Annotated in this window: 23 protein-coding genes; 22 read left to right on the top strand and 1 reads right to left on the bottom strand. The window is 48.3% G+C overall.

Annotated elements, in window-relative coordinates:
• The first annotated feature begins 231 nt into the window (after positions 1–231).
• Together Q7Q81_RS08755 and Q7Q81_RS08750 are read left to right on the top strand one after the other, a co-directional pair.
• Entirely contained in the window at positions 232–819 is a 588-nt protein-coding gene (locus tag Q7Q81_RS08755) for a hypothetical protein (RefSeq protein ID WP_304275375.1), read from the top strand.
• Positions 820–825: 6 nt separating this feature from the next.
• The gene (locus tag Q7Q81_RS08750; RefSeq protein ID WP_304275372.1) at positions 826–1155 is read left to right on the top strand and encodes a winged helix-turn-helix transcriptional regulator; all 330 of its coding nucleotides are present in this window, start codon (positions 826–828) and stop codon (positions 1153–1155) included.
• 78 nt (positions 1156–1233) lie between these two features.
• Here the strand turns inward: Q7Q81_RS08750 and Q7Q81_RS08745 are convergent, their stop codons facing one another.
• Positions 1234–2310 carry an acyltransferase family protein gene (locus tag Q7Q81_RS08745; protein ID WP_304275370.1) on the bottom strand — a complete coding sequence of 359 codons (1077 nt, stop codon included), beginning with the start codon at positions 2308–2310 and terminating at the stop codon, positions 1234–1236.
• A gap of 224 nt (positions 2311–2534) precedes the next feature.
• On the opposite strand from Q7Q81_RS08745, the gene Q7Q81_RS08740 reads away from it, so the two are divergent.
• From Q7Q81_RS08740 to Q7Q81_RS08645, 20 genes are all read left to right on the top strand, one after another.
• A complete protein-coding gene (locus Q7Q81_RS08740; protein WP_293389099.1) occupies positions 2535–3359 on the top strand; it encodes a hypothetical protein in 825 nt (274 codons plus the stop codon).
• A gap of 94 nt (positions 3360–3453) precedes the next feature.
• Positions 3454–4698 carry an OmpP1/FadL family transporter gene (locus Q7Q81_RS08735; protein ID WP_304275367.1) on the top strand — a complete coding sequence of 415 codons (1245 nt, stop codon included), beginning with the start codon at positions 3454–3456 and terminating at the stop codon, positions 4696–4698.
• Between the two features lie 119 nt (positions 4699–4817).
• A complete protein-coding gene (locus Q7Q81_RS08730; protein WP_304275365.1) occupies positions 4818–5423 on the top strand; it encodes a DUF1847 domain-containing protein in 606 nt (201 codons plus the stop codon).
• Positions 5424–5599: 176 nt separating this feature from the next.
• A complete protein-coding gene (locus tag Q7Q81_RS08725; RefSeq protein WP_304275364.1) occupies positions 5600–6388 on the top strand; it encodes a histidinol-phosphatase HisJ family protein in 789 nt (262 codons plus the stop codon).
• Positions 6385–7149, top strand: coding sequence for a fumarylacetoacetate hydrolase family protein (locus Q7Q81_RS08720; RefSeq protein WP_304275362.1), 765 nt, complete (start codon positions 6385–6387; stop codon positions 7147–7149). Before Q7Q81_RS08725 ends, Q7Q81_RS08720 begins: the two co-directional genes overlap by 4 nt.
• 144 nt (positions 7150–7293) lie before the next feature.
• Positions 7294–8640: an MATE family efflux transporter gene (locus Q7Q81_RS08715; protein WP_304275361.1), complete on the top strand. Its 1347-nt coding sequence runs from the start codon at positions 7294–7296 to the stop codon at positions 8638–8640.
• A gap of 104 nt (positions 8641–8744) precedes the next feature.
• On the top strand, positions 8745–9308 hold the full coding sequence (locus Q7Q81_RS08710; RefSeq protein ID WP_304275359.1) for a hypothetical protein: 564 nt from the start codon (positions 8745–8747) through the stop codon (positions 9306–9308).
• Positions 9309–9420: 112 nt separating this feature from the next.
• The gene (rsmI, locus tag Q7Q81_RS08705; RefSeq protein WP_368502126.1) at positions 9421–10308 is read left to right on the top strand and encodes a 16S rRNA (cytidine(1402)-2'-O)-methyltransferase; all 888 of its coding nucleotides are present in this window, start codon (positions 9421–9423) and stop codon (positions 10306–10308) included.
• A complete protein-coding gene (metG, locus tag Q7Q81_RS08700) occupies positions 10301–12262 on the top strand; it encodes a methionine--tRNA ligase (protein WP_304275355.1) in 1962 nt (653 codons plus the stop codon). The genes rsmI and metG overlap by 8 nt, the downstream gene beginning before the upstream one ends.
• A 120-nt stretch (positions 12263–12382) precedes the next feature.
• Positions 12383–12973, top strand: coding sequence for a hypothetical protein (locus Q7Q81_RS08695; RefSeq protein WP_304222757.1), 591 nt, complete (start codon positions 12383–12385; stop codon positions 12971–12973).
• A gap of 3 nt (positions 12974–12976) precedes the next feature.
• Positions 12977–13756 (top strand): TatD family hydrolase, encoded by a 780-nt coding sequence (locus Q7Q81_RS08690; RefSeq protein ID WP_277270831.1) that lies wholly within the window; start codon positions 12977–12979, stop codon positions 13754–13756.
• A 191-nt stretch (positions 13757–13947) separates the two neighbouring features.
• Complete coding sequence (locus Q7Q81_RS08685) at positions 13948–15396, top strand: aminotransferase class I/II-fold pyridoxal phosphate-dependent enzyme (protein ID WP_304275354.1); 1449 nt, start codon at positions 13948–13950, stop codon at positions 15394–15396.
• Between the two features lie 10 nt (positions 15397–15406).
• Entirely contained in the window at positions 15407–16042 is a 636-nt protein-coding gene (gene tmk / locus Q7Q81_RS08680) for a dTMP kinase (protein ID WP_304275353.1), read from the top strand.
• 1 nt (position 16043) lies between these two features.
• Complete coding sequence (locus tag Q7Q81_RS08675; RefSeq protein ID WP_304275352.1) at positions 16044–17069, top strand: ATP-binding protein; 1026 nt, start codon at positions 16044–16046, stop codon at positions 17067–17069.
• A gap of 6 nt (positions 17070–17075) precedes the next feature.
• Positions 17076–17918 (top strand): PSP1 domain-containing protein, encoded by an 843-nt coding sequence (locus tag Q7Q81_RS08670; RefSeq protein WP_021720771.1) that lies wholly within the window; start codon positions 17076–17078, stop codon positions 17916–17918.
• Positions 17893–18639 (top strand): tRNA1(Val) (adenine(37)-N6)-methyltransferase, encoded by a 747-nt coding sequence (locus Q7Q81_RS08665; protein WP_304275351.1) that lies wholly within the window; start codon positions 17893–17895, stop codon positions 18637–18639. Before Q7Q81_RS08670 ends, Q7Q81_RS08665 begins: the two co-directional genes overlap by 26 nt.
• Before the next feature lie 148 nt (positions 18640–18787).
• Positions 18788–19756: a 3D domain-containing protein gene (locus Q7Q81_RS08660; protein WP_293387884.1), complete on the top strand. Its 969-nt coding sequence runs from the start codon at positions 18788–18790 to the stop codon at positions 19754–19756.
• Positions 19757–19771: 15 nt separating this feature from the next.
• Positions 19772–20314, top strand: coding sequence for a ribonuclease M5 (gene rnmV / locus Q7Q81_RS08655; protein WP_304158648.1), 543 nt, complete (start codon positions 19772–19774; stop codon positions 20312–20314).
• A complete protein-coding gene (gene rsmA / locus Q7Q81_RS08650; RefSeq protein ID WP_304275349.1) occupies positions 20311–21162 on the top strand; it encodes a 16S rRNA (adenine(1518)-N(6)/adenine(1519)-N(6))-dimethyltransferase RsmA in 852 nt (283 codons plus the stop codon). Before rnmV ends, rsmA begins: the two co-directional genes overlap by 4 nt.
• A gap of 285 nt (positions 21163–21447) precedes the next feature.
• The gene (locus Q7Q81_RS08645) at positions 21448–22125 is read left to right on the top strand and encodes a heparan-alpha-glucosaminide N-acetyltransferase domain-containing protein (RefSeq protein ID WP_293724795.1); all 678 of its coding nucleotides are present in this window, start codon (positions 21448–21450) and stop codon (positions 22123–22125) included.
• Positions 22126–22373: the final 248 nt, after the last annotated feature.

The raw sequence follows: 22373 nt of genomic DNA, 5'->3' as shown, positions 1-22373 counted from the left end.
ATTTGCTGAAAACTGTCTAAGCGAAATGTTGTAGTGTTAATATGAAAATAAGCCCTTTTTTCTATTATCCTCATGAAATCTGCAGTGGTTGCATATTTTATCCTCATGAAATCTGCACTGATTGCATATTTCATGAGGATAGCTTAAAATAGAGTTAAAAAGAATGTTTAAGACACTTAAAAACTGATTATGTAAGTGTTGTAATTCGAGTATTGAAGTGGAGAAGAATAAATGTTATCAAATTTTACCCCGCAGGATATTTCCTGTGCCTCCTATCTAACCAAGCTGACATGGGGTGATGAGATGGCACTGACGAATGATGGCTTGAAGGATGTGCTGTACGAGGCGATGGTGCGCTATTATTATCGCAGTGAGGCCTTTTCTTTAAAAATGACGGATGAAGAAGGTATGCAGGGCTTTTTGTTGGCGGCGCCTTTGAGTGAGCGTGATAATTCCCAGTCCTGGTTAAAGCAAAATCTGCATCATTTTGAGTGCGAGGAGCAGGATCTTGTTTATGATTATCTGCGCTATTTGTCTTATAACGGACAAAAGGTGAGGGCGTTGGCCAATCCGGAGGATTTGCTGCTGTGCCTGTTTTTGAGTATGAAAAGCGGTGTTGGCAGCAGGCTGCTGCATAATGTTGAAGCGATTGCGCAGAAAAAAGGTGTCAAAAAGCTCTATTTATGGGCGGATGCTACCTGCGATTATGAATATTACCGCAAGCGTGGTTATAGTGAAGCAGCGCATTTTACGAATAATATTCTGCCGCAGTTGGGGGCGCAGGAAACGTGGATATACAGCAAGGAGCTGAAGGAGTGACTGTAAATGTTGCATGAAATGATTGATGCTTTACCGGCTTGTCCGGTAGAAACTACACTGACCTTAATCAGTGATAAATGGAAGGTGCTGATTTTGCGTGACCTTTTGACGGGAACAAAGCGCTTTGGCGAATTGAAAAAATCTTTGGACGGAGTCAGCCAAAAGGTGTTGACATCACAGCTGCGGCAGATGGAAGCCAGCGGCCTGTTGACGCGCAAGGTTTATGCTGAGGTGCCGCCACGTGTTGAATATACGCTTACTGAGCTTGGTTACAGTCTGCAGCCTGTTTTGGAGGCTATGCGTGACTGGGGCGAGGCGTATAAGAAGAGATTTTGATTTGAGGATATAAGCAAAAACACCACCTGCAAACGCAAGTGGTGTTTTTCAATATATGGGGAACAAGAAGAAAACTTTTTACAGACGGCTTACATGGCCGATGAAATAATGGCCCCAGGAAACGCGCGCCAATGCTTCCATGGTCAGCAGGCTGAGGCTAAGCATAATGATGAATAGCAGCGGATAAAAGCAGAGCTGCTGCGGTGACAAGTGCAACAATGTAAGCAACTCGCTGCCGACATACATGTAGATGATGTGAATCAAGAATAAACCGAAGGAATAGTTGCCAAGATACATCATAAAGCGCTTGCTGAGACTGTCCTGTGATTCCAGGGTACAGGCGTAACGGAAGAGCATAGCGATAATGATGCTGTACAAAAACAGGTTGAGCGGGAAGCAGACAAATTCCAACAGCGGCAGGATATGCAGGTAGTATTTAGCAAACCAGCAGCCGCCAATTAAAATCAGATTCAGGATGAAGCCTGTCATCAAAAGAACGTGATGGGTGTCAATCCAGCGCAGCATTTTTTTATGGTAGATATAAGCCAGCATACCGAAGGAGAAGTAGGCGATATAACGCAGAAAGGTGGTAATCTCCAGCGTTAGGATAACTGCCTGATTGCTGTAGCTGATATTGTTGCAGATTTTCCAGAACAGCTGCAGCAGGATTACCTGAATAATAAAGCGGTGCAGCCTGTGATGCAGGCGACAACGGTTAAAATAACGCAACAGCAGTGGATAGATGGCGTAAAAGCCAAACAGCGCACGGAAAAATGCCATATGGACGGCGCTGCTGCCGGTGATAATAAGATAAGCTGCCTGCTTAAGCGTGAAGCTGGCGTTGCTGAAGAACCAGGCACCGCCAAGGTACAGCAACGAAAACAGCAAATACGGCGAAAGTACCGACAGGAACATTCTGCGGAAGAAGGACCACTTGTAATAATCGGCATGGCGATTGTGGCTGATGAACATATATCCCGAAACAAACATTACCAGGGGTACGGCAAAGAGGGAGATAATGTCCAACAGCATTTCGGAAATAGTAACCCACGATTCCGCGTGAGCGTGGCTGAAGTACCAGGTGGTGTGCATCAGCATGACACCCAGCACTACGAAGCCGCGTAACAATAGGGGGAAGCTCATAGTTTTATACATCTTCTTTCTCTCTAGTAGAGTTATTGTACTACTTTAAATTTTATAGTCAAATAGCGATTAAGCATTTACATTATAACCAAATGGAATATAAAAGGTTGATAAGCTACGACAGATAACATATAAGCATTAATATTATAACTTCTGCGCAGGTTGACGCTTGACAAAGACAGCGGCAACGCAGATAATTTGAATAGAATATATAACAGATTGAGGAGGATACTGAAATGGAAAAACAGGAATGGCAAGGTTATGTACAGAAGGTAGCAAGCTGTGATTACCCGATACCGTTGAATCTGATAAACGATTATGATGATTGGAAATGCCGCAGCAACGTAGGACGTATGCTGATGATTTTGAAGGACATCGAGGGCGCTATGGCGGTGCTGGCAACCGTGAAGGATGTGCAGCCGGATATGGAGGATGCGCCGGAGTTTGGTCTCAGCGAGGCGGAGCATAAGGTGCTGTGCCTGCGTGATATTGCCGAAATCGTCTGGCGTCTGACCGGTACCGGTGATGCACCGATTATTTATTTGAATGAAGCCTACAGACTGTGCCGTGAGTATAAGAAGGTTTTCCGCAGTGCAGATCGTGGCGCTATCTGGGCGCGCAGACTGGAGCTGCAGCGTTCCTGCGGCGCCGAGGATGCTGCATTGAGCGAGGCGAGAGCCATGCTGGAGGCGGAAAAGGCTGTGGAAGGTGTTAATCCGTACCGTTTCCACGCACTGAAGTTTATTGCGGAAAGCATGGCGGAGCAGGGCGATTATGCTAAGGCTGCGCTGCTTTTGGCAGATGCCTACAAATCCTTCCCGGTGAACGAGGCTGCCAAGAAGGCTCTTGCTGAGGCCGAGGCTGCAGCAGATGCTAAGGAAAGATATGCTATGTATCATCACTGCACCACGATTCAGTACCAGCCGTGGGAGAAGGATAATGTGCCGACGCTGGAGGATGTACGCCGCCTGCAGGAGCGTAACTTTGCACGTCGCGAGGCAGCGAAGGCTGCCGGCGAGGAGCCGGATGAAAAGGGTTCTTTTCAAAGTTTAATTAAGTAATTAAAACGAGCGATTAAAAGATTTTGTACGCACTTTTCACGAATCTGTTACAATTAGTAGCAGGTAATAAAAATGTGAGAAGGGATGTACTAATATGAATAAAAACTTTTTGGCTTTAGGCTTAGCTGCAGCACTGCTGGCACCCCAGGTAGCAGGCGCTGAAGGCTTTGCTATTAACGAATGGTCTGCTGAAGGCGTTGCTATGGGCGGTGCGCGCATGTTTGCTGAGGACGATGCTGCAAACGTGGCTTACAACCCTGCTTCTATCACCAAAGTAAAGGGTGAGATAATGAAGAGCAGCTACACTTATCTGAGCCCGCACGGCAACTATAAGCTGTATGATGGTGCAGGCAAAGAAATTGAGGACGGCAAAAACGTTGTTCATGCCGGTTGGGCAGTAGGCAGCTACTACGTAAGGCAGATTAATGATAAAGAATGGTTCGGCATCGGCGCTTTCCCGCGCTTTGCCATGGTATCTGAGTTTGAGCGTGCCAGCAAGGCATCTACTAATGCATTTTTCTCTAAACTGAACGGTGTCAGCGTTACTCCGACCTATGCGCACAAGTTCGACAAAAAATGGAGCGCAGCAGTTGGTGCGGAAATCAACTATGTCGGTCTGGAGCTGCAGAAGAATTCTTATCATCCGGTTGCTCAAATGAATGTTGGTGCAACGCAGACAGAAGGCGAAAGCTATGCTTTAGGTTGGAATGCTGCTGCCAACTATGCATTTGATGATAAAAACGAAATCGGTGTAGTTTATCGCAGCCGTATTACTCACTCCTTAGAAGCAGACTTTAAAATGTATCCTGCAACCGGCGGTAAAATTACTGCTGACGCTTATGGCGTAGTAACTTTGCCGGACAGCTGGGATATCGGTTATAACCACAAATTTGATAAGAAAACCCGTTTGGAATTGAAAGCAACACGTACCAACTGGAGTACCTATGATGCATTGAATATTTCTTTATCCAATCCTAGTGTTCCCGGTGTGCTGCCTTCTGATGTTAATTCTGCTAAAAATTGGGAGAGCGGCTGGCGTTATGTTATCGGTTTAGAACACAACTTCAGCGATAAGTATGCAGCTATGGCAGGCTTTGCTTTCGATGAATCTTCTATTCCTTACAATGGCGGTGACTTCATGGTTCCGACCGGTCTGCGTCGTACCTATTCCATCGGTGCCCGTTACAACGATAAGAAACAGACCGTTGCTGTTGCTTTGGGCTGGATGGATGTCGGCAATCTGGATTTTGCAGGTCATGCTACCGATGCTTATAAGAGCGCTCATGCTTACGACAGCTTTACCAAGATTGCTTCTATTTCCTACCAACGTAAATTCTAATTTCATATTTTAGCTTTACCGGAGCTGCTGCACGAAAAAGTGTGGCAGCTCTTTTAATATGTCTGCTGTTTATGCTACAATAGGCTTAATAAGGTTATTGGCGAAAGGAGAAATGTAAAATGAAATGTGATTGCGCTAATTGTCCTACACATGCCTGCTACACCAAGGGTGTTAACTGCACAGGCGTGTCCCTGGAGGCTGTCAAGGAAGCCTATACCGAGGAAGAATTGAAGCTCATGCAGGCTGCTGCCTACGTTGAAGGCACGTTCTACAGCAATATCTGCCGTCTGCAGGAAACTGCGGAGTTTGCCAAAGCTATGGGCTATAAAAAGCTGGGCATGTCCTTTTGCATCGGTCTGAATGCGGAAGCACGCTATATTGCCAAATATTTTAAGCAGCAGGGTTTTGAGTTTTACAGCGTATGCTGCAAAAACTGCAGCTTCCCCAAAAAAGAGCTGGGACTGAAGCAGGTTAAGCCGGAGCTGGAGCATGAGGCAATGTGCAATCCTAAGTTCCAGGCAAAATTCCTGGCAGAAAAGGGCGTTGAGCTGTACATTTCCTGCGGCTTATGCGTTGGTCACGATGCTATTTTCAATATGAATGCCGAAGGTCCGGTAACGAATCTGGTAGTTAAGGACCGCCTGCTGGCTCACAATCCGTTGGGAGCTATTTATTCCCGTTACTGGAAGCGCAAGCTGGGCATTATGGATGACAGTGAGGTATAAAATACATTGATTTTTACAGGGAGTAATCTCGGAGAACAATTAAAATTTTCTCTTGGATTACTCCCTGCTAACTACTTTGTAATTTTCTCGTTAATTGGTGAAAAAATCCTGCCTTTCCCCGTTGCTTTTTTATTGCAATTTGATACAATATAATTTACGGAAGGAAGGTACACTAAATGATATTTGATACACATATGCACTGTGATTATTCCTGCGACAGCGAAATGAAATTTGCTGATGCCATCGGCGCAGCCGCTGAGCAAGGGATTGGTATAACGGTTACAGAGCATTGGGATTATGATTATCCGACTAATCCGGAAGCATTTATCTTTGATATAGATGAATATTTTGCACGTCTGCAGCCGCTGAGCAGCGATAAGGTGCTGATGGGCATTGAAATAGGCATGCAGACACATACTGCGGCTGAGGATAAAAAGGTGGCACAGGCTCATCCGTTTGACTATGTGCTGGCTTCTATCCATTGCATCGGCGGCCGTGATTTATACGAGCAGACCTGCTACAAGGGACGCACGCGTCAGCAGATTGTAGAAGAATTTCTGCATGATGCGATTACCTGTCTGGAGCAGGAGCGAGATTTTGATGCATTTGCGCATATTGACTATATCTGCCGTTATTGGCCGTATAAGGGAGCGGAGCGTGAGCTGCGCCTGCAGGATGCACCGGAATTATTCGATAAGCTGTTTTTACTTTTGATTGAGCAGAATAAGCCTATCGAAATCAATACACGTCGCCTGGATGATGCTGCTGCGGTAGCAGGCTTGCTGCCGCTGTACAAGCGTTATCGTGAGCTTGGCGGCAAATACTGCACTCTTGGCAGTGACGCCCATTATAAGGAGCATGTGGGGCGCAGATTGCAGGAGGCGCTGGCGTTGGCGGCGCAGGCAGAACTGACACCTGTTTATTTTAAAGCGAGAAGGATGCAGATTATGGAGGGGTTAAAATGAAATGCGTGCGTTTTGAGGATTTGCGGACAGGCAACAAGCGTATAGGCTTTATTGACGGCGATGTTATCCGTTGCGTATATGGTTCTCTGGAAACATATTGGCAGATAACGGACGAAACCTTTGCTATGCGTGATGTACGCTTGCTGGCACCCTGCGTACCGAAGCAGATTATCTGCGTCAGCTTTAATTACCAGAAGCATGCGGCAGAATTCGGTGTAGAAATTCCGCGCGAGCCGAGTATTTTTTCTAAGGCTGCGCATACCGTTGTCGGTACAGGTGCGGATATCATCTGGCCGAAGCAGGTGCAGGAGCTGGCCTTTGGCGCGGAGCTGGGCATTGTTGTGAAAAAGAGGATGAAGAATGTTAAGGCAGAAGATGTACCTAAATATATTTTGGGTTATACCTGTGCTAATGATGTTACGGCCCGCGACCTGCAGCGCAAGGAGCGCCAGTGGCTGCGCTGTAAATCCTTTGATACCTTCTGTCCCTTGGGACCGTGGCTGGAAACGGAGCTGGATTCCAGCGATTTATCCATCCGCTCTTATGTCAACGGTGTGCTTAAGCAGGATGCGCGCACGAGCAATATGATTTATAATCCCTATGAAATCTTGAGCTACATCTCTCAGAGCTTTACATTGGATGCCGGTGATCTGATTTTGACAGGTACTCCGGTTGGTGCCGGGCTTTTAAATGAGGGTGATGAAATCACCGTTGAAATCGAGGGTATTGGCAAGATTTCCAATAGAGTAGTTATGGAATAAGATTTTACAAGACGTGTGTTGCTGCACGTCTTGTATTTTTTTCTTGATTGTGCTATATTTTGACTGATAAGTCAGTGATATATATTGTAATACCGGACTGATACTGCTGCTTGGGAGAGAGCAGCTAAAGGAGGTTCTTTTTTTATGCTTCAGAATATGACTGAAGGCGCACCATTAAAGCTGATTATTCCCTTTATGGTGCCGCTTCTGATAGGAAATGTTTTTCAGCAGCTGTATAATATTGCCGATATTGTTATTGTCGGGCGGACGATTGGCGTGAATGCTTTGGCTGCTGTTGGCGCGGTGTCGCCGCTGTTCATGCTGACGATGGTGCTGACGATTGGTCTCAGCAACGGCTTTACTGTTGTTACGGGACAGCGCTACGGTGCGCAGGATATGCAGGGAATGCGCCGCAGCATTGCTACCTGCGTTGTGTTGAGCTTATTTTTCGTTTTGCTCATTATGGGGATTATGCATTTGGTTATCGACCAGATGCTGGTGATGATGAATATCCCGCCGGAGCTGATGGAGGATGCCTATGCCTATGTAATGATTATCGTCGACGGTCTGCTGGCGATGATGGCTTATAATCTTTTGTCCGGTATTATGCGTTCCCTTGGTGACAGCAAAACGCCGCTGTACTTTCTCATTATTTCTTCGATAGTGAATATTATTCTGGCGCTCGTTTTCATCATCTGCTTCGGCTGGGGCGTGCCGGGCAGCGCCTTTGCTTTGGTTATTGCGCAGGCCTTTTCGGCGGTGCTGTGCGTTATTTATATTTACAAGCGCTTTCCGCAGCTGCATATTCATCGCAGCGACTTCCGATTGGACTGGCCGGAGCTGTGGGCGCATCTGCGTATGGGCCTGCCGATGGCGGTGCAGTTCTCCGTTTTGGGACTTGGTATTATTATCCTGCAGTCAGTTTGCAACAAGTTCGGCAGTGATCAGATTGCCGGCTTTACTACGGCAATGCGCGTGGAGCAGCTGGCGCTGCAGCCGATGATTTCCTTCGGTATTGCTATGGCTGTGTTTACCGCGCAGAATTTCGGTGCTCGCCGCTTTGACCGCATCCGTGATGCGGTTCGCCGCTGCTCGCTGCTGACGCTGGCCTTCAGCTTGTTTGCCGCAGTTGTGGTCTTTGCTTTCGGCGAAGAGGTTATCGGCATCTTCCTGGATAATCCGTCACCGACGGTTATGCAGGCAGCACATCTTTATATCTTGTATACTGTGCCTGTTTACTTCTTCCTCAGTCAGATTTTTATTTATCGTAACGCCTGTCAGGGCATGGGCGTAAGCATGATTCCTATGCTTTCGGGTGTGGTTGAACTGATAATGCGTTCTATCGCGGCAATATATCTCAGTGTGCCCTTTGGTTATGAGGGCATCTGTATGGCCGAGCCGATTTCCTGGATCAGCTGTGCGATTTTTGTGTTTGCGGCCTATCATTATTTTGTACGTCTGCTGGAAAAGAAATACACGCCTGTTGACTGAATACTGAGCAGAAGTAGTCAATTTTTAGAAAATTAAGCTCGACAAAAAAACTTTGGCAGGTTACAATTAAAGTGCAGAGAATACATTTAAGGATGGTGAATGCTATGAAAAAGATCTTGCTGCTTCTGTCGATGCTGATGTTTATTTTTACTGCTACCGTATCGGCGGCGAGTGCTGTTTTCTTAAAGAACCAATGGTATGAGCCCAGTGAAGGAACAGCAGAGTACGTCAAAGTATTTACAACGGATAATCCCGATTATTATCGTTATATCAATGAAAGATTTGCCTTTGAGATTAATCTCTCGGCAAACTTTAATCAGGCATTCGAAAGCACTAATGGCGACGGCTGCATCTTTAAAGATGAATATGGTTCCGGCTTTACTGTCAGCGGCGGTCATAATATGGGCATGACGCTGGCTGATGAATATAATATGGATATCCAAAATCATCCGAACGCTGCCTATAAGGCCAAGGGTGATGACTGGTACGTTATTTCCTATCTGGAAAATGACAGGATTTATTACAAAAAGTGCTTTATCAACGGAGAATATTGGAATACCTGGTATTTTGATTATCCTTCCTGGCTGGCAGACAGCTATAATAATAAATGTGCTGTTATCGAGTCTACATTTACACCCGGTTGGAAATCCGGCCGAGCTTTTTACTGATAAGCTGAACGCGTAACGAAAGTTACGCGTTTTTTCTTTATTTATCACGCTGTGTGTGATAAAATTAATATATTATGGGTTAGTATGTACTGCACCTGCTGACCACCGTTAAATGATAGGAGGCGGAGCTGTGACAGCAGAGCAAAATAATATATATGGAACACTTTATTTATGCGCTACACCTATCGGTAATCTTGAGGATATGACACCGCGCGCTTTGCGTATGCTGCAGGAGGCAGATTTGATTGCGGCGGAGGACACACGTCATACGCTGCAGCTTTTAAATCACTTCAACATCAAAGGACGCCTGGTGCGTTATGATGAGCACAGCAAGGATAAGCAGGGCGAATATCTTTTAGGCCAGCTGCTGGAAGGCAAAAATGTTGCTCTTGTAAGCGACGCAGGTTTTCCGGGAATTGCTGATCCCGGTGAAGCTTTGGCGCATGATGCGATTGCTCATGGTATCAGAGTGGTGCCTGTACCAGGTGCCAACGCTGCTTTATGTGCTTTGATTGCCAGCGGTCTGCCGACGTATCCGTTTTTCTTCGGCGGTTTTTTACCAAAGAGTAAGCGTAACAGACGCGAGCAGCTGGAGCAATGGCAGCATATTCCTGCGACGATTATTCTTTACGAAGCACCGCACAGGATTGTGGAGGTGCTGAAGGATATCCTGGCTGCGTGGGGCGACCGTCCTTTGGCGGCAGCACGCGAGCTGACGAAGCTGCATGAGGAATTCTACCGTGGCACGGTCAGCGGCTGTCTGGAATGGCTGGAGGCCAATTCGCCGCGCGGAGAGTTCTGCCTGGTGCTTGGTGCCGGCGATGGTGCTTTCGCTGTAGCCGAGGAGGAGCTTGAACCTCTTGACGAGGTGCGCAAACTGATGGCTGATGGCGTAGATAAGAAGGCTGCCTTGGCGCAGGTAGCAAAAAAACGTAAAATTCCCAAACGGGAGCTATATAATCAACTAATTTCTGAAGGAGATGGGTCTGACAATGACTAAACCGAGTTATTATATTACAACACCAATTTATTATCCGAGTGACAATCTGCATATAGGCCATGCCTATTGCACAACTATCGCTGACAGCCTGGCACGCTTTCACCGTTTGAAGGGTGAAGATGTATTCTTCCTGACCGGCAGTGACGAGCACGGTCTGAAAATCCAACGTAAGGCTAAGGAAAAAGGCGTAACCCCGATTCAGTATGTAGATGCAATTATTGCTAACTTCAAGCTGCTGTGGAAAGAGCTGAATATCTCCAACAATGACTTTATCCGCACCAGCCAGGAGCGTCATCATAAGGTTGTTCAGGACGCACTGCAAAAAATTTATGAGCAGGGCGATATCTATAAGAAAAATTACAAGGGCCTGTACTGCGTACCCTGCGAATCCTACTGGCTGGAGCGTCAGCTGGATGAAAACCACTGCTGCCCCGACTGCCATCGTCCGGTAGAGGAGATGGAAGAGGAAAGCTACTTCTTTAAAATGAGCAAATACCAGGATTGGTGGCTGCAATTCATCGAAGAGCATCCGGACTTTATCCAACCGGCAAGCCGCCGCAACGAGATGATCAATTTCGTTAAGCAAGGTCTGGAGGATTTGTGCATTACCCGTACCACCTTTGACTGGGGCATTCCTGTTCCGTTTGACAAAAAACATGTTGTTTATGTATGGTTCGATGCTCTGCTGAACTATCTGACAGGCATTAAATACGGCACCGATGATGCCTTCTTCCACAAATACTGGCCGGCAAGCCTGCACCTGGTAGGCAAGGAAATCGTGCGCTTCCACACCATTATCTGGCCGATTATGCTGCATGCTATGGGTCTGGAAATGCCGCAAGAGGTTTACGGTCATGGCTGGCTCGTAGTTGACGGCGATAAAATGTCCAAATCCAAGGGCAACGTTATCGACCCGCTGGCCCTGATTGATGAGTTCGGCGCTGATGCTATCCGCTACTTCCTGCTGCGCGAAATCAACCTGGGCAGCGACGGCAACTTCTCCCGTGATGCACTGATTACCCGTGTAAATGCAGATTTGGCCAACGACCTGGGCAACCTGCTGCACAGAACCGTAAGCATGATTGAAAAATATCATGGTGGAATTGTTGCCGATACCGGTGCCAACGAACCGATTGATGATGAGCTGAAGGCTCTCGTTAAAGAAACCGTAGCTAACTATGTTAAGGCTATGGACAACATGGAAATTAACACTGCGATTAAAGGCGTATGGGCTTTAATCAGCCGCGCCAACAAATATATCGACGAAACCGCTCCGTGGATTCTGGCTAAGGACGAGGCTAAGGCTGACCGTCTGAAGACTGTTATGTATAACCTGGCTGAAACCCTGCGTATCGTAGCTATTTTAATCAGCCCGTACATCCCGACCACCAGCCCGAAGATTTACACCCAGCTTGGCCTGGCTGTGCCTGAGCAGTTCCTGCTGGCAGACGCTGAGTGGGGCGGTCTGGCAAACGGCACTAAGGTTTGCAAGGGCGAGCCTCTGTATCCGCGTATCGAGGTTACCGAAGACGGTGCAACCATCATCGGCGGCAAACGCTATGAGCATAAGGCTGCAGCTCCCGCACCTGCTCCGGCAGAAGAAGCAAAGCCTGCTATGGAGCCGATTAAACCGGAAATCGCTTTCCCTGATTTTGAGAAGATTGACCTGCGCGTAGGCAAGGTTCTGGAAGCAGAAAAGGTTAAAAAATCCAAAAAGCTGCTCAAGCTGCAGGTAGAAATCGGTAATGAGGTACGCACTATCGTCAGCGGCATCTCCCAATACTATGAGCCTGAACAGATGGTAGGCAAAAACGTTGTTGTTGTAGCAAACCTGGCACCGGCTAAGCTGATGGGTATCGAATCCTTCGGCATGCTGCTGTGTGCTTCCGACGGACAGGGCAATCTGGCTCTTGTTGACCCGCAAAATCTTGCTTCCGGCAGTCGTGTAAAATAAAAAAGTGCTTGACGCACTCTGAGATTTAGAGCAGTCACTCTGATACGTTTTAGCGGTTGAGGAGTGCCTGCTCTTCGTCTATTAACATATTGTCTTTTGTTTTGGAAGGGGGACTTATCAGTGTCCGAAAAGCTTTTTTCGCGCTTGTTCTGGCGACCGTATATTTTTATAGGCATCAGTATGATTTTAGTGCTGCTCAGCAGCATGGTGCCCTATATCCTGCCGCATGCATGGCTGGGAGAGCATTATCCCGGTTATGACTTCTACATGTTCAAGGGTATGGCCTGGACGCTGAAGCTGGCGCTGCTGATTTATTTATATGGCATTGTCTGCATTTTTACGAAGAATTATTTCCCTAAGCTGAGCAATCTTTGCACTGAAGATGTGCGCGCGGTGATTACCGGCTACAAGAGCAGCTGGAGCCGTGGCAAGCAGCTGTGTCCGGTTTTTACCTATAAAGTCGGTGATAAGGAATACAGCGAGGCCTTGAACGAAGCCAAGGGAACGAAGGAAAAGAGTGGCGACGTGCTGGAGCGTGGCTTTACGCTGAAGCTGCCGCGTAAAATTATTTATAATCCGCAAAATCCCAAGGAATTTTATCTGCCGGGCTGCGAATATTATTCGCGTAAGGCGGCGGTTTTCCGTTATATTTTGTTCAGCATGCTGCTGTTTTTGCAGCTGTATCTGAACTTTTTTGTGAATGTGAGGTAGATTATGAGCAGAACTGGTTTGTGGGATTCGCATGCCCATTTAGATGACGAAGCGTTTAATGAGGACAGAGAGCAGCTGATTGCACAGCTGGAGCAGGATATGGACGGCATCGTCAATCCCGGCTGTGATGCTGCCAGCAGTGCTGTTGCGGTGGAGCTGGCGGAAAAGTATCCGTTTATTTATGCGGCGGTTGGCTGGCATCCGGAAAATTTAAAGGGTATTCCAGCCGATTATCTGCAGCAGCTGGCAGAGTGGGCGCAGCACCCGAAGGTAGTGGCAATCGGTGAAATCGGTCTTGATTATTACTGGAAGGAAAACGAACCTAAGGAGGTACAGAAGCGTATTTTCTTAGAGCAGATTGATCTGGCTAAGCAGTTTGATTTGCCGGTGATTATTCATGACAGAGATGCGCACGGCGATATGCTGGAGCTGTTCCAGAAGGAAGTGCATGGCGTACAGGCAGTGTTCCACTGCTTCAGCGGCTCGCTGGAGATGGCGAAGGAGCTGGCTAAGCGTGGCTATTACTTTGGCTTCGGCGGTACGTCTACCTATAAGAATGCGCAGAAGGTGCGTGAGGTTATGCAGTATATTCCTAAGGAGCTGCTGCTGTTTGAAACCGACAGCCCTTATCTTACACCGGTACCGTTCCGCGGCAAGCGTAATAATCCCGGCTATACGGAATACACGGCGCGTAATGCGGCGCAGGTGCTGGGAATGGAGTTTGAGGAGCTGGCGGCAATTGCCACGGCGAATACCAAAAGATTATTTAAAAAGATAAAATAAGCATAAGGCTGCTTACGGCAAAAACTCAGAGAGGTACTGTGATGTACAGGCCTCTCTTTTTTGTGCAGACGTGCGCAGTGTAAAGAATAAATTTGTGCTGATGGCTGCTTTAAAGCTATATCTGCAGTGCTAAATATGTTAAAATATAATGATGTACTAAATTAGTTTAGCTTTGCCGGAGGGAGCAAATAATGAAAGATAAAATTAGCATGCCTTTGATAGAGGCGATGCTGCAATATAAAAGTGAGGACGTCTATCCTCTGCATACTCCCGGACATAAGGGAGGACGCGGCATGCAGCGCTTGCTGCGTCAGGAGCTGGGTGGCAGCGTGCAGATGGACGTGTCGCTGATGAGCGAGCTGGACGATATCCACGAGCCGGAAACCTATATTAAAGAAGCGCAAGAGCTGGCAGCGCAAACCTACGGCAGTGATGCCTGCTTTTGGGCAGTCAACGGTACAAGTCAGGCGATTCATGCCATGCTGCTGACAGCGCTGAACCCCGGAGAAAAGCTGCTGCTGCCGCGCAATGCGCACCGCAGTGTTGCCGGCGGACTTGTTTTGGGCGGTATCGAAGCAGTGTATCTGCAGCCGGAGTATCAGCCGGAGTTCGGTATTCAGATGCAGGTTACAGTGCAGCAGATAGAGGCGGCGCTGGTGCAGGACAGCAAAATAAAAGCGGTGCTGCTGACCAGCCCCAATTATTACGGTGTAGCGGCAGATGTATGGGCAATTGCCGACTGCTGCCATGCGCATAATGCAGTGCTGCTGGTGGATGAGGCGCATGGACCGCATCTTGGCTTCAGTGAGCTGTTGCCGCCGTCCGCTCTGCAGTGCGGTGCTGATGCCTGTGCTCAGAGTACGCATAAAATTTTGGGTGCGATGACGCAGTGCAGTATGCTGCATGTGCAGGGAGCGTATCTTGATTTGCAGCGTGCGGCGGATGTGATGAGCATTTTGACGACGACAAGTCCCAACTATCTGCTGATGGCATCACTGGATGCTGCCAGAGCGCAGGTGCAGGTCTACGGCAAGGAGATGGCAGCGGCGGCTGTACAGGCTGCTGCCAAGCTGCGCAGCCTGTGTGCAGCCTATAGCGGCCTGCGTGTAATGGAGACGGCAGATTGCGGCGGACTGCAGCTGGACAGCACGAAGGTGACAGTCAACTTTGCAGCCTGGGGCTATACCGGCGTAGAGGTTGGTGAGCTTTTCCGTGAGGCAAGAGTTGCTGTTGAGCTTGTAGATGCCTATAATGTACTCTTTTTGGTGACCTATGCAGATGTTACTACGGATTATGACGAGGCGTTGGCAAGGATTGCCGCTGTACTGGATAAAATGCAGGCGCAGAAGCGTGCGCCGCTGCAGCTGGCAGCGGCAGCGAAGGTGCCGCAGACGCAGGCAGTTCTGCCCTTGCGCGACGTGTTCTATCGTGCGAAAAAGGAGGTGCCTTTGGCAGAGGCTGCAGGTAAAATCTGCGGCGAGCAGGTGAGCTTTTATCCGCCGGGAATACCGGTACTGCTGCCGGGTGAGCTGGTAACGGAAGAGATTATTGCCTACTGCCGTGCGCAGAAGGAGCTTGGCTTGCCGGTAAGCGGACCTGCAGACAGCAGCTTGCAAACGATACGTGTTATTGCGGATTGAGGTAAATAAAATGCGAGGATTTTTTATTACATTTGAAGGAATAGACGGAGCCGGGAAAACTACCCAGCAGCATTTGGCAGCGCAGGCCTTGCGCGAACAGGGCTATGATGTACTGGAAAGCCGCGAGCCCGGAGGCACACAGCTGGCCGAAAAGGTGCGCGCTTTGGTGCTGGATCCGGAGCTGCCGCTGACGACGACAACGCAGACGTTGCTGTATCTGGCAGCACGCAGCGAGCATGTCGACAAGCTGCTGCGTCCGGCGGTGGAAGCAGGCAAGATTATTATCTGTGACCGCTTCAATGATTCAACACTGGTTTATCAGGGACTGGCGCAGGGCAAAACTCCGGAGGAGATTGCGCAGCTGCGCCGGTTGGGCTCTTTTGCTACCGGAGGCTTGGAGCCTGATTTGACGCTTGTTTTTGATGCCGACCCGGCAAAATTGCTGGCGCGTCGCCAGCAGCGTGGTGTGCAGGACCGTTATGAGCAGCAGGGACTGGAGTTTCAACAGCGCTTGCGTGCAGGTTTTCTGGAGTTAGCTCAGGAGGAGCCTGAGCGTTTTCAGGTGATTGATGCCTTAGGCAGTCAGCAGGAGGTTAATGCGAAGGTGTTGCAGGCAATCGGCAGAGTAATCAGCGGAGAGAAATAAAATGTGGGAGCATATTATCGGCCACACAGAACAGAAAAAATTTCTGCAGAACTATCTGCAGGCCAAGGAGCGTCCGCATGCGCTGCTTTTCAGCGGTGCAGCCGGCTTGGGTAAGCGCACGCTGGCTCTGGAATTTGCCAAGGCACTGCTGTGCTTTCAGCATAACGGCACAGACGGCTGTGAGGCCTGCAGGCTGATGAATCTGCATGACGGGAATCTTAGCCATCCTGATTTTGTGTTGGTAAAGCATGAATGGGATGACAAAAAGGACCGTTTAAGAGATACGATTATTATCGACCAGATCAGGGAGCTGACGGCCAAAACGGCGCTGGCACCGGTGATGTCACCGACGCGGGTGTGCATTGTTGAGGATGCAGATACCATGGTTCCCGCCGCAGCCAATGCTTTTTTGAAGCTGTTGGAGGAGCCGCCGGCCGGCTGGGTGATTATTTTGCTGGCAGCCAATGTCAACAGGCTGTTGCCGACTATTATGTCGCGCGTGGTGCAGCTGCGCTTTCAGGCAATCGAGCCGCAGCTGGTGGAGCAGGCGCTGCAGGCAAGGCAGATAGAGCCTGCCAAGGCCGCAGTATTGGCACGTATTAGTGAAGGCTCAATAGGCTTGGCGCTGAATTTAGCTGCAGCCAAGGGGCAGCTGGATGTATTTGAATGCCGTAAGCAGGCGGCAGCCTTTTTGGAGGCTTTGCCCTTGGCGATGCCGATGAATTATCTGGCCGGCCGCAGCTGGCTGGACAAAAAGCTGCAGCGTGAGCAGGCACTGCTGCTTGTACAGCTGTGGCAGCTGCTGTTGCGCGATTTAATGATGTGCAAATTGCAGCTTTATGATAGAATATATAATATAGATTTACTGGATGAGCTTAAAAGTCAGAGCAGCGGTTGGCAGCTGTCGGCGCTGAAGCAGGCTTTAGTGATTGTACAGGAAGCATATGACGCATTGGTGAGCAGTGTCGGTATGAAAACGGCATTGGAAACCATGGCGCTTAAAATAGATAAAATTTATAAGGAGTGATAATTTATGCCGACAGTAGTAGGCATTCGCTTTAAAAAAGCGTGCAAGATATATTATTTTGACCCTGCGGAAACAGGTGTAGCAAAGGGTGATTTCGCTATTGTAGAAACAGCTCGCGGTGTGGAATACGGCGAGGTTGTTATCGGACCGCGTGAGGTAGAAGACAAGCAGATTGTTTCCCCGCTCAAGCCGGTTATGCGTAAAGCAACAGCCGATGATGACATGAAGCTGGCAGAAAACAAAATCCGTGAAAAGGAAGCGTTCAATATCTGCCTGCGCAAAATCAAAAATCATGGTCTGCCCATGCGTCTGATTGACGTAGAGTTTACCTTTGATGTGAATAAGATTATTTTCTACTTCACTGCTGACGGACGCATTGACTTCCGTGAGCTGGTTAAGGATTTGGCAGCTGTTTTCCGTACCCGTATCGAGCTGCGCCAGATCGGTGTGCGTGATGAGGCCAAGATGCTGGGCGGTATCGGCAGCTGTGGCCGCCCGCTGTGCTGTGCAACCTTTTTGGGCGACTTTGAGCCTGTATCTATCCGCATGGCCAAGGACCAGAGCTTGTCCTTGAATCCGACGAAGATTTCCGGCATCTGCGGTCGTCTGATGTGCTGCCTGAAGTATGAAAACCATATGTACTGCAAGCACGGCTGCAACGGCTGCGGTCGTCGTGAGCGTATTGAAATTCCCAAGATGGGCAGCAAGGTAGTGACTACTATGGGCGAAGGCAAGGTAGTAGGCATTAACCGAAAGGAGCGTACCGCTGCTGTACAGCTTTCTCCGGATAATACTATTCAGGTGGAGTGGGAAGAGCTTGTAGATGCTTCCCAAGCTGACAATGTCTGAGCAGGAAAACAGCCTGCGCTGTGATTATGTGCCGGGCTGCGGTTATAAAATCTGGCAGGATGCCAAAGAGTTCTGCTATACTACGGATGCTGTGTTTTTAGGCAACTTTCCGCATGTTGTGCGTAAGGCCAAGGTACTGGAGCTGGGCTGCGGTACCGGTGCTATAAGTATGCTGCTGGAAAGCAGAGGCGCCGCGGAGGTGACGGCGCTGGACTGCAATCCGCAGGTAACAAAGCTGGTACGCCAAAGCGTTGCGGATAATTCCCTGCAGGATAAATTTACTGTCATAGACGGTGATTTGCGCAATTACAAGCAGCTGCTGCAGCCGGAAAGCATGGATCTGGTGGCTGCCAATCCGCCCTACCGCAACAGTGGTAACGTGCGCCAGGTAGGCACTGCTGCCTGCCATGAGGTTACCTCGACGCTGGAGGATTTCTTCCGGGCGGCGGCCTTTGCTGTGCGCTATCGCGGACGCTTTGCTTTGGTGCAGCTGCCGGAGCGCTTTGCCGAAAGCATGCAGCTGGCGCTGAAATATGGCCTGCAGCCGAAGCGTTTGCAATGGGTGCATTCCAAAATTGATAAGCCTGCCTGGATTTTCCTGATGGAAATGCAGAAGGGCGGCAGCTACGGCTTGGATGTTTTGCCGCCGCTGATTATGTATAATCAGGATGGCAGTTATACGGAGCAGGTGAAAAAATTCTATGAGCCTGCTGTTAAATAATCTCAATGGACGGGAAAATGTTAGAATATAAGTAGTCTATATGCTAACAAATTATACATTTTAGATACGCGAAAATGCTGTAAATGTCACGGATTTGACGCTTCCTGCTGTTTTATGTTAAAATAATTATCGGATTAAGGAGGTTTTTATGATTAAGCATATATGCAGATTACATTTAAATTGTTTATTATCTGCCGTTATCCTTATGCTGATGGTACCCTTCCTGACCGGTTTTGATATTTCACAGCAGGTGACCATTCTTTATGATGGTCAGACCAAGGAAGTGCGTACTAATGCAGTAAAGCCTGGCAAAATTTTGCAGGAGGCCGGCATTGTCCTGGAGAAGGGCGATGGCTGGAAGCTGCAGAATACCAAAAGGGTACAGAACGGCAGTGTGATTGAGGTACTGCGCGGCAAGCCCTTTACTGTTATCCGTGGCAATGAAACGGTAGAATACAAAAGCTGCAAGCCGACTGTAGGCGAGGCGCTGAAGGATTTGGGCATCTCCTACAAAAAGGAGCGTGTTTATCCGGATGTGCATGAGCCGTTTAAGGAAGGCATGCAGGTTTATATTTTGAATGCCGATGAGGAGCTGCAGTTCAGTGAAGCTAGTGTAGATATTCCGGTGAAGTATGAGGACGATTACAGTCTGAACTTCGGTACGGAAAAGATACATGTTGAAGGCAAGGCCGGTACAGCGAAGGTTGTTTCCAAAAAGGTGAAAAACGGTGATGGCAGTCATTCCGTACAGGAGCTGACGCGTCATGTGCTGATTGAGCCGGAAACAAAGGTTATCCGCAAGGGTATGGCGATGAGCGTCTATACTCCTGAGGGCTATAAGCGCTATACGAAAAAAATCAGTGCGCATGCCTCTGCTTATGTAGCAACAGGCAGCCGTACTTCTATCGGTCTTGTTCCGTATGAAGGCATTGTGGCTGTTGACCCGCGCTTTATTCCGTATTATACAAAAATGTATATCCCCGGTTATGGTATCGCTATGGCCGGTGATACCGGTGGCGATATGGTTCACCACAGAGTAGATTTGTTCTTTAATGATTATCATCGTGCTATCCAGTGGGGCAGACGCGATGTAGATATTTATATTTTAGCTGATTAAGGTGGAATTTATCTAATGCTTAAGGAAGTGCTCGTAGTAGAAGGAAAAATGGATACGGTGGCAATCGGTAAGGCGCTGGAGGCCGATACTATCGAAACCGGCGGCTTTACGCTGGCCCCCTATACTTTGCGCCAGATAGAGGCGGCGTATAAAAAACGCGGGATAATTATCCTGACTGATCCTGACGGCGCGGGAGAACGCATTCGTCGCTTCCTGACGGAACGCTTTCCAGAAGCAGGTCAGGCGTTTATTCCTAAGCGTCAGGCAACTGCCAATAATGACGTAGGCGTGGAGCAGGCGCAGCCGGAGGCGATTTTGGAAGCTCTGGCTAAGGTGCGTCACCACGAATATCGCCCGCAGCAGGAATTTACCATGCGCGATTTATTCCAAAATAATCTGAACGGCAGCGAGAGTGCTTCCATGCGTCGTGATGCGCTTGGTGCCGAGCTTGGTATAGGCTATGGCAATGCCAAACGCTTTTTGGAACGCCTGAATCATTATGGTGTGAGCCGTGAAGAATTTACGGCTGCTTTAGAAAAATTGGAGAGTGAAGAGTGAATAAACCGGTTATTGCTTCTCCCCAGGTAACGAATCATATTCTGCACCGCTTTAAACTGCGTGCCGATAAAAAGCTGGGGCAGAATTTCTTGATTGATGAAAATATCGTGCGCCGTATTGTAGAGGCAGCAGAGCTTTCCCCTGCAGATAAGGTGCTGGAGGTAGGTCCCGGTATCGGTACGCTGACACAGGGACTGGCAGAAAGCGGTGCCGATGTTGTGGCGGTAGAGCTGGATAAACGCCTGTTGCCGGTATTGGATGTTACGCTGGAGGGCTATGACAATGTTCGCATCGTCAATGGCGATATCCTGCAGGTAAATATTATGGAAACGGTGGCAGCACCGGATTTTAAGGTGTGCGCTAACCTGCCGTATTATATTACTACGCCGATTATTTTTGCCCTGTTGGAAAAGCGCCTGCCCATGGAGCGCTTAGTTGCTATGGTTCAGAAGGAGGTTGCCGAACGCATGGCTGCCAAACCCGGCAGCAGAGATTATGGTGCGCTTTCGGTAGCTATTCAGTATTATACCGAGCCTGAGATAGCGTTTATTGTACCGCCGACCTCGTTTATCCCCGCACCGGCTGTTGATTCGGCTGTTATTGTGTGCAAGCGCCGTTCCGAGCCGCCGGTAAAGGTGTGCGACGAAGCGTTGTTCTTCCGCGTGGTTAAGGCAGCCTTCTCCCTCAGACGCAAGATGCTCAGCAATTCGCTGAAGAATATGGGCATCAACTCCGAGCAGTGTGCGCAGTGGCTGCAGCGTGCCGGCGTAGACGGCAAGCGCAGAGCGGAAACACTCAGCCTGGAGGATTTTGCGGCATTAACTAATACCTTTAGTGTAGAAAAGTAAAAAATAAAAAAAGCTAGGTTACAAAACAGCAGAGAAAGTGTAATGATGTTTACAGTTTCTCTGCTGTTTTTGGCTTTTTCAGGGCATAGTTATTCCCGCGATGCATTATTAATATTCTAATAAAGCATAACTTATATAAAACTAATTACCACATGCCCAAACGTTATAACTTGACCTCTTGAAAATTCTGACAGAATAGTTTATATTATAACTACAGGGAATAATAAATATTCCCTAAGGTTTGCGCGGCGCTTCACCTCCCACGATGAAAGCGAGGTAAGTATTATGGAAAAGTTATTAGCAAAAATGTATGAGCAGTCAGAAACAAAAACAGCAAAGAAGCAGTATCGTGTGCTGAATGCACTCAAGGCTGCAGCCTTCCTGAATCTGGCAGTTTTCTACTTCCTGTATAATATCAATGTAGCTCAGGGTACTAATCCTGCTTGGGATTATGTATGGTGGCAGCGGCTGACGCTGTGGAGCATTGTGGTTCTGTGCGGTATGACATTTAGCCAGGGCAGCAATTACCTCAAATGGGGATTGGGCCTTTTGGGTGTAGGCACTGCGATTTCGCTTTGCACCTATATCTTCACACCGCAGCATCCCATTTATTTCGGCATCTTTACCTTCCTTGGTCTTGCATATCTGGTAGTACAGCCCATTCATTGGTGGCTGCAGAAGTCTCCCGGTTCCTGCGGTTGGCTGTTATCTGCAATAGCCTATGATTTGACCAGGCATCTTACTGATGGCGTGATCATCTGGCAAGGTAAGATAATTGGACATCTGCCGTCCTTCCTGTACGGTGACTGGAACGTATGGCTGGGGCTGCCCGGTGCAGATTTTGTCTCGCTGGAGTATGTGCCTTTCCTGCCTAACATCTTCTTATTCTTGTGCGGCCTCTACCTGTTCCAGTTTATGTCCGAGCATGAAAAAGGACAAGCTTATCTGAAAAAGCTGAGCTAACTAAAAAAGCCTTTCTTTAAAAGTCAATTTGCATAGAAAATCTCGTGGTTATCAAGTTTGTTTGCATATGGTGTTATCCCTCTACTTATTTCTTCTTAACCTTTAACACCCCATGCTTTTAGCCAATGTCCCAACAAAGCTAATGTCCCCGGACTCATAATTAACGAGAGAGAAAGAAGAAAATCCTCCGCAGCTTGAACCGACCCCCTAAAGTTAGACCTAAAAATCTAATTTTAGGAGGTCGGTTT

Source organism: Phascolarctobacterium succinatutens, assembly GCF_958453765.1.
Lineage (GTDB): Bacteria > Bacillota > Negativicutes > Acidaminococcales > Acidaminococcaceae > Phascolarctobacterium_A > Phascolarctobacterium_A succinatutens_B.
This window is presented reverse-complemented; position numbering and strand designations above follow the sequence as displayed.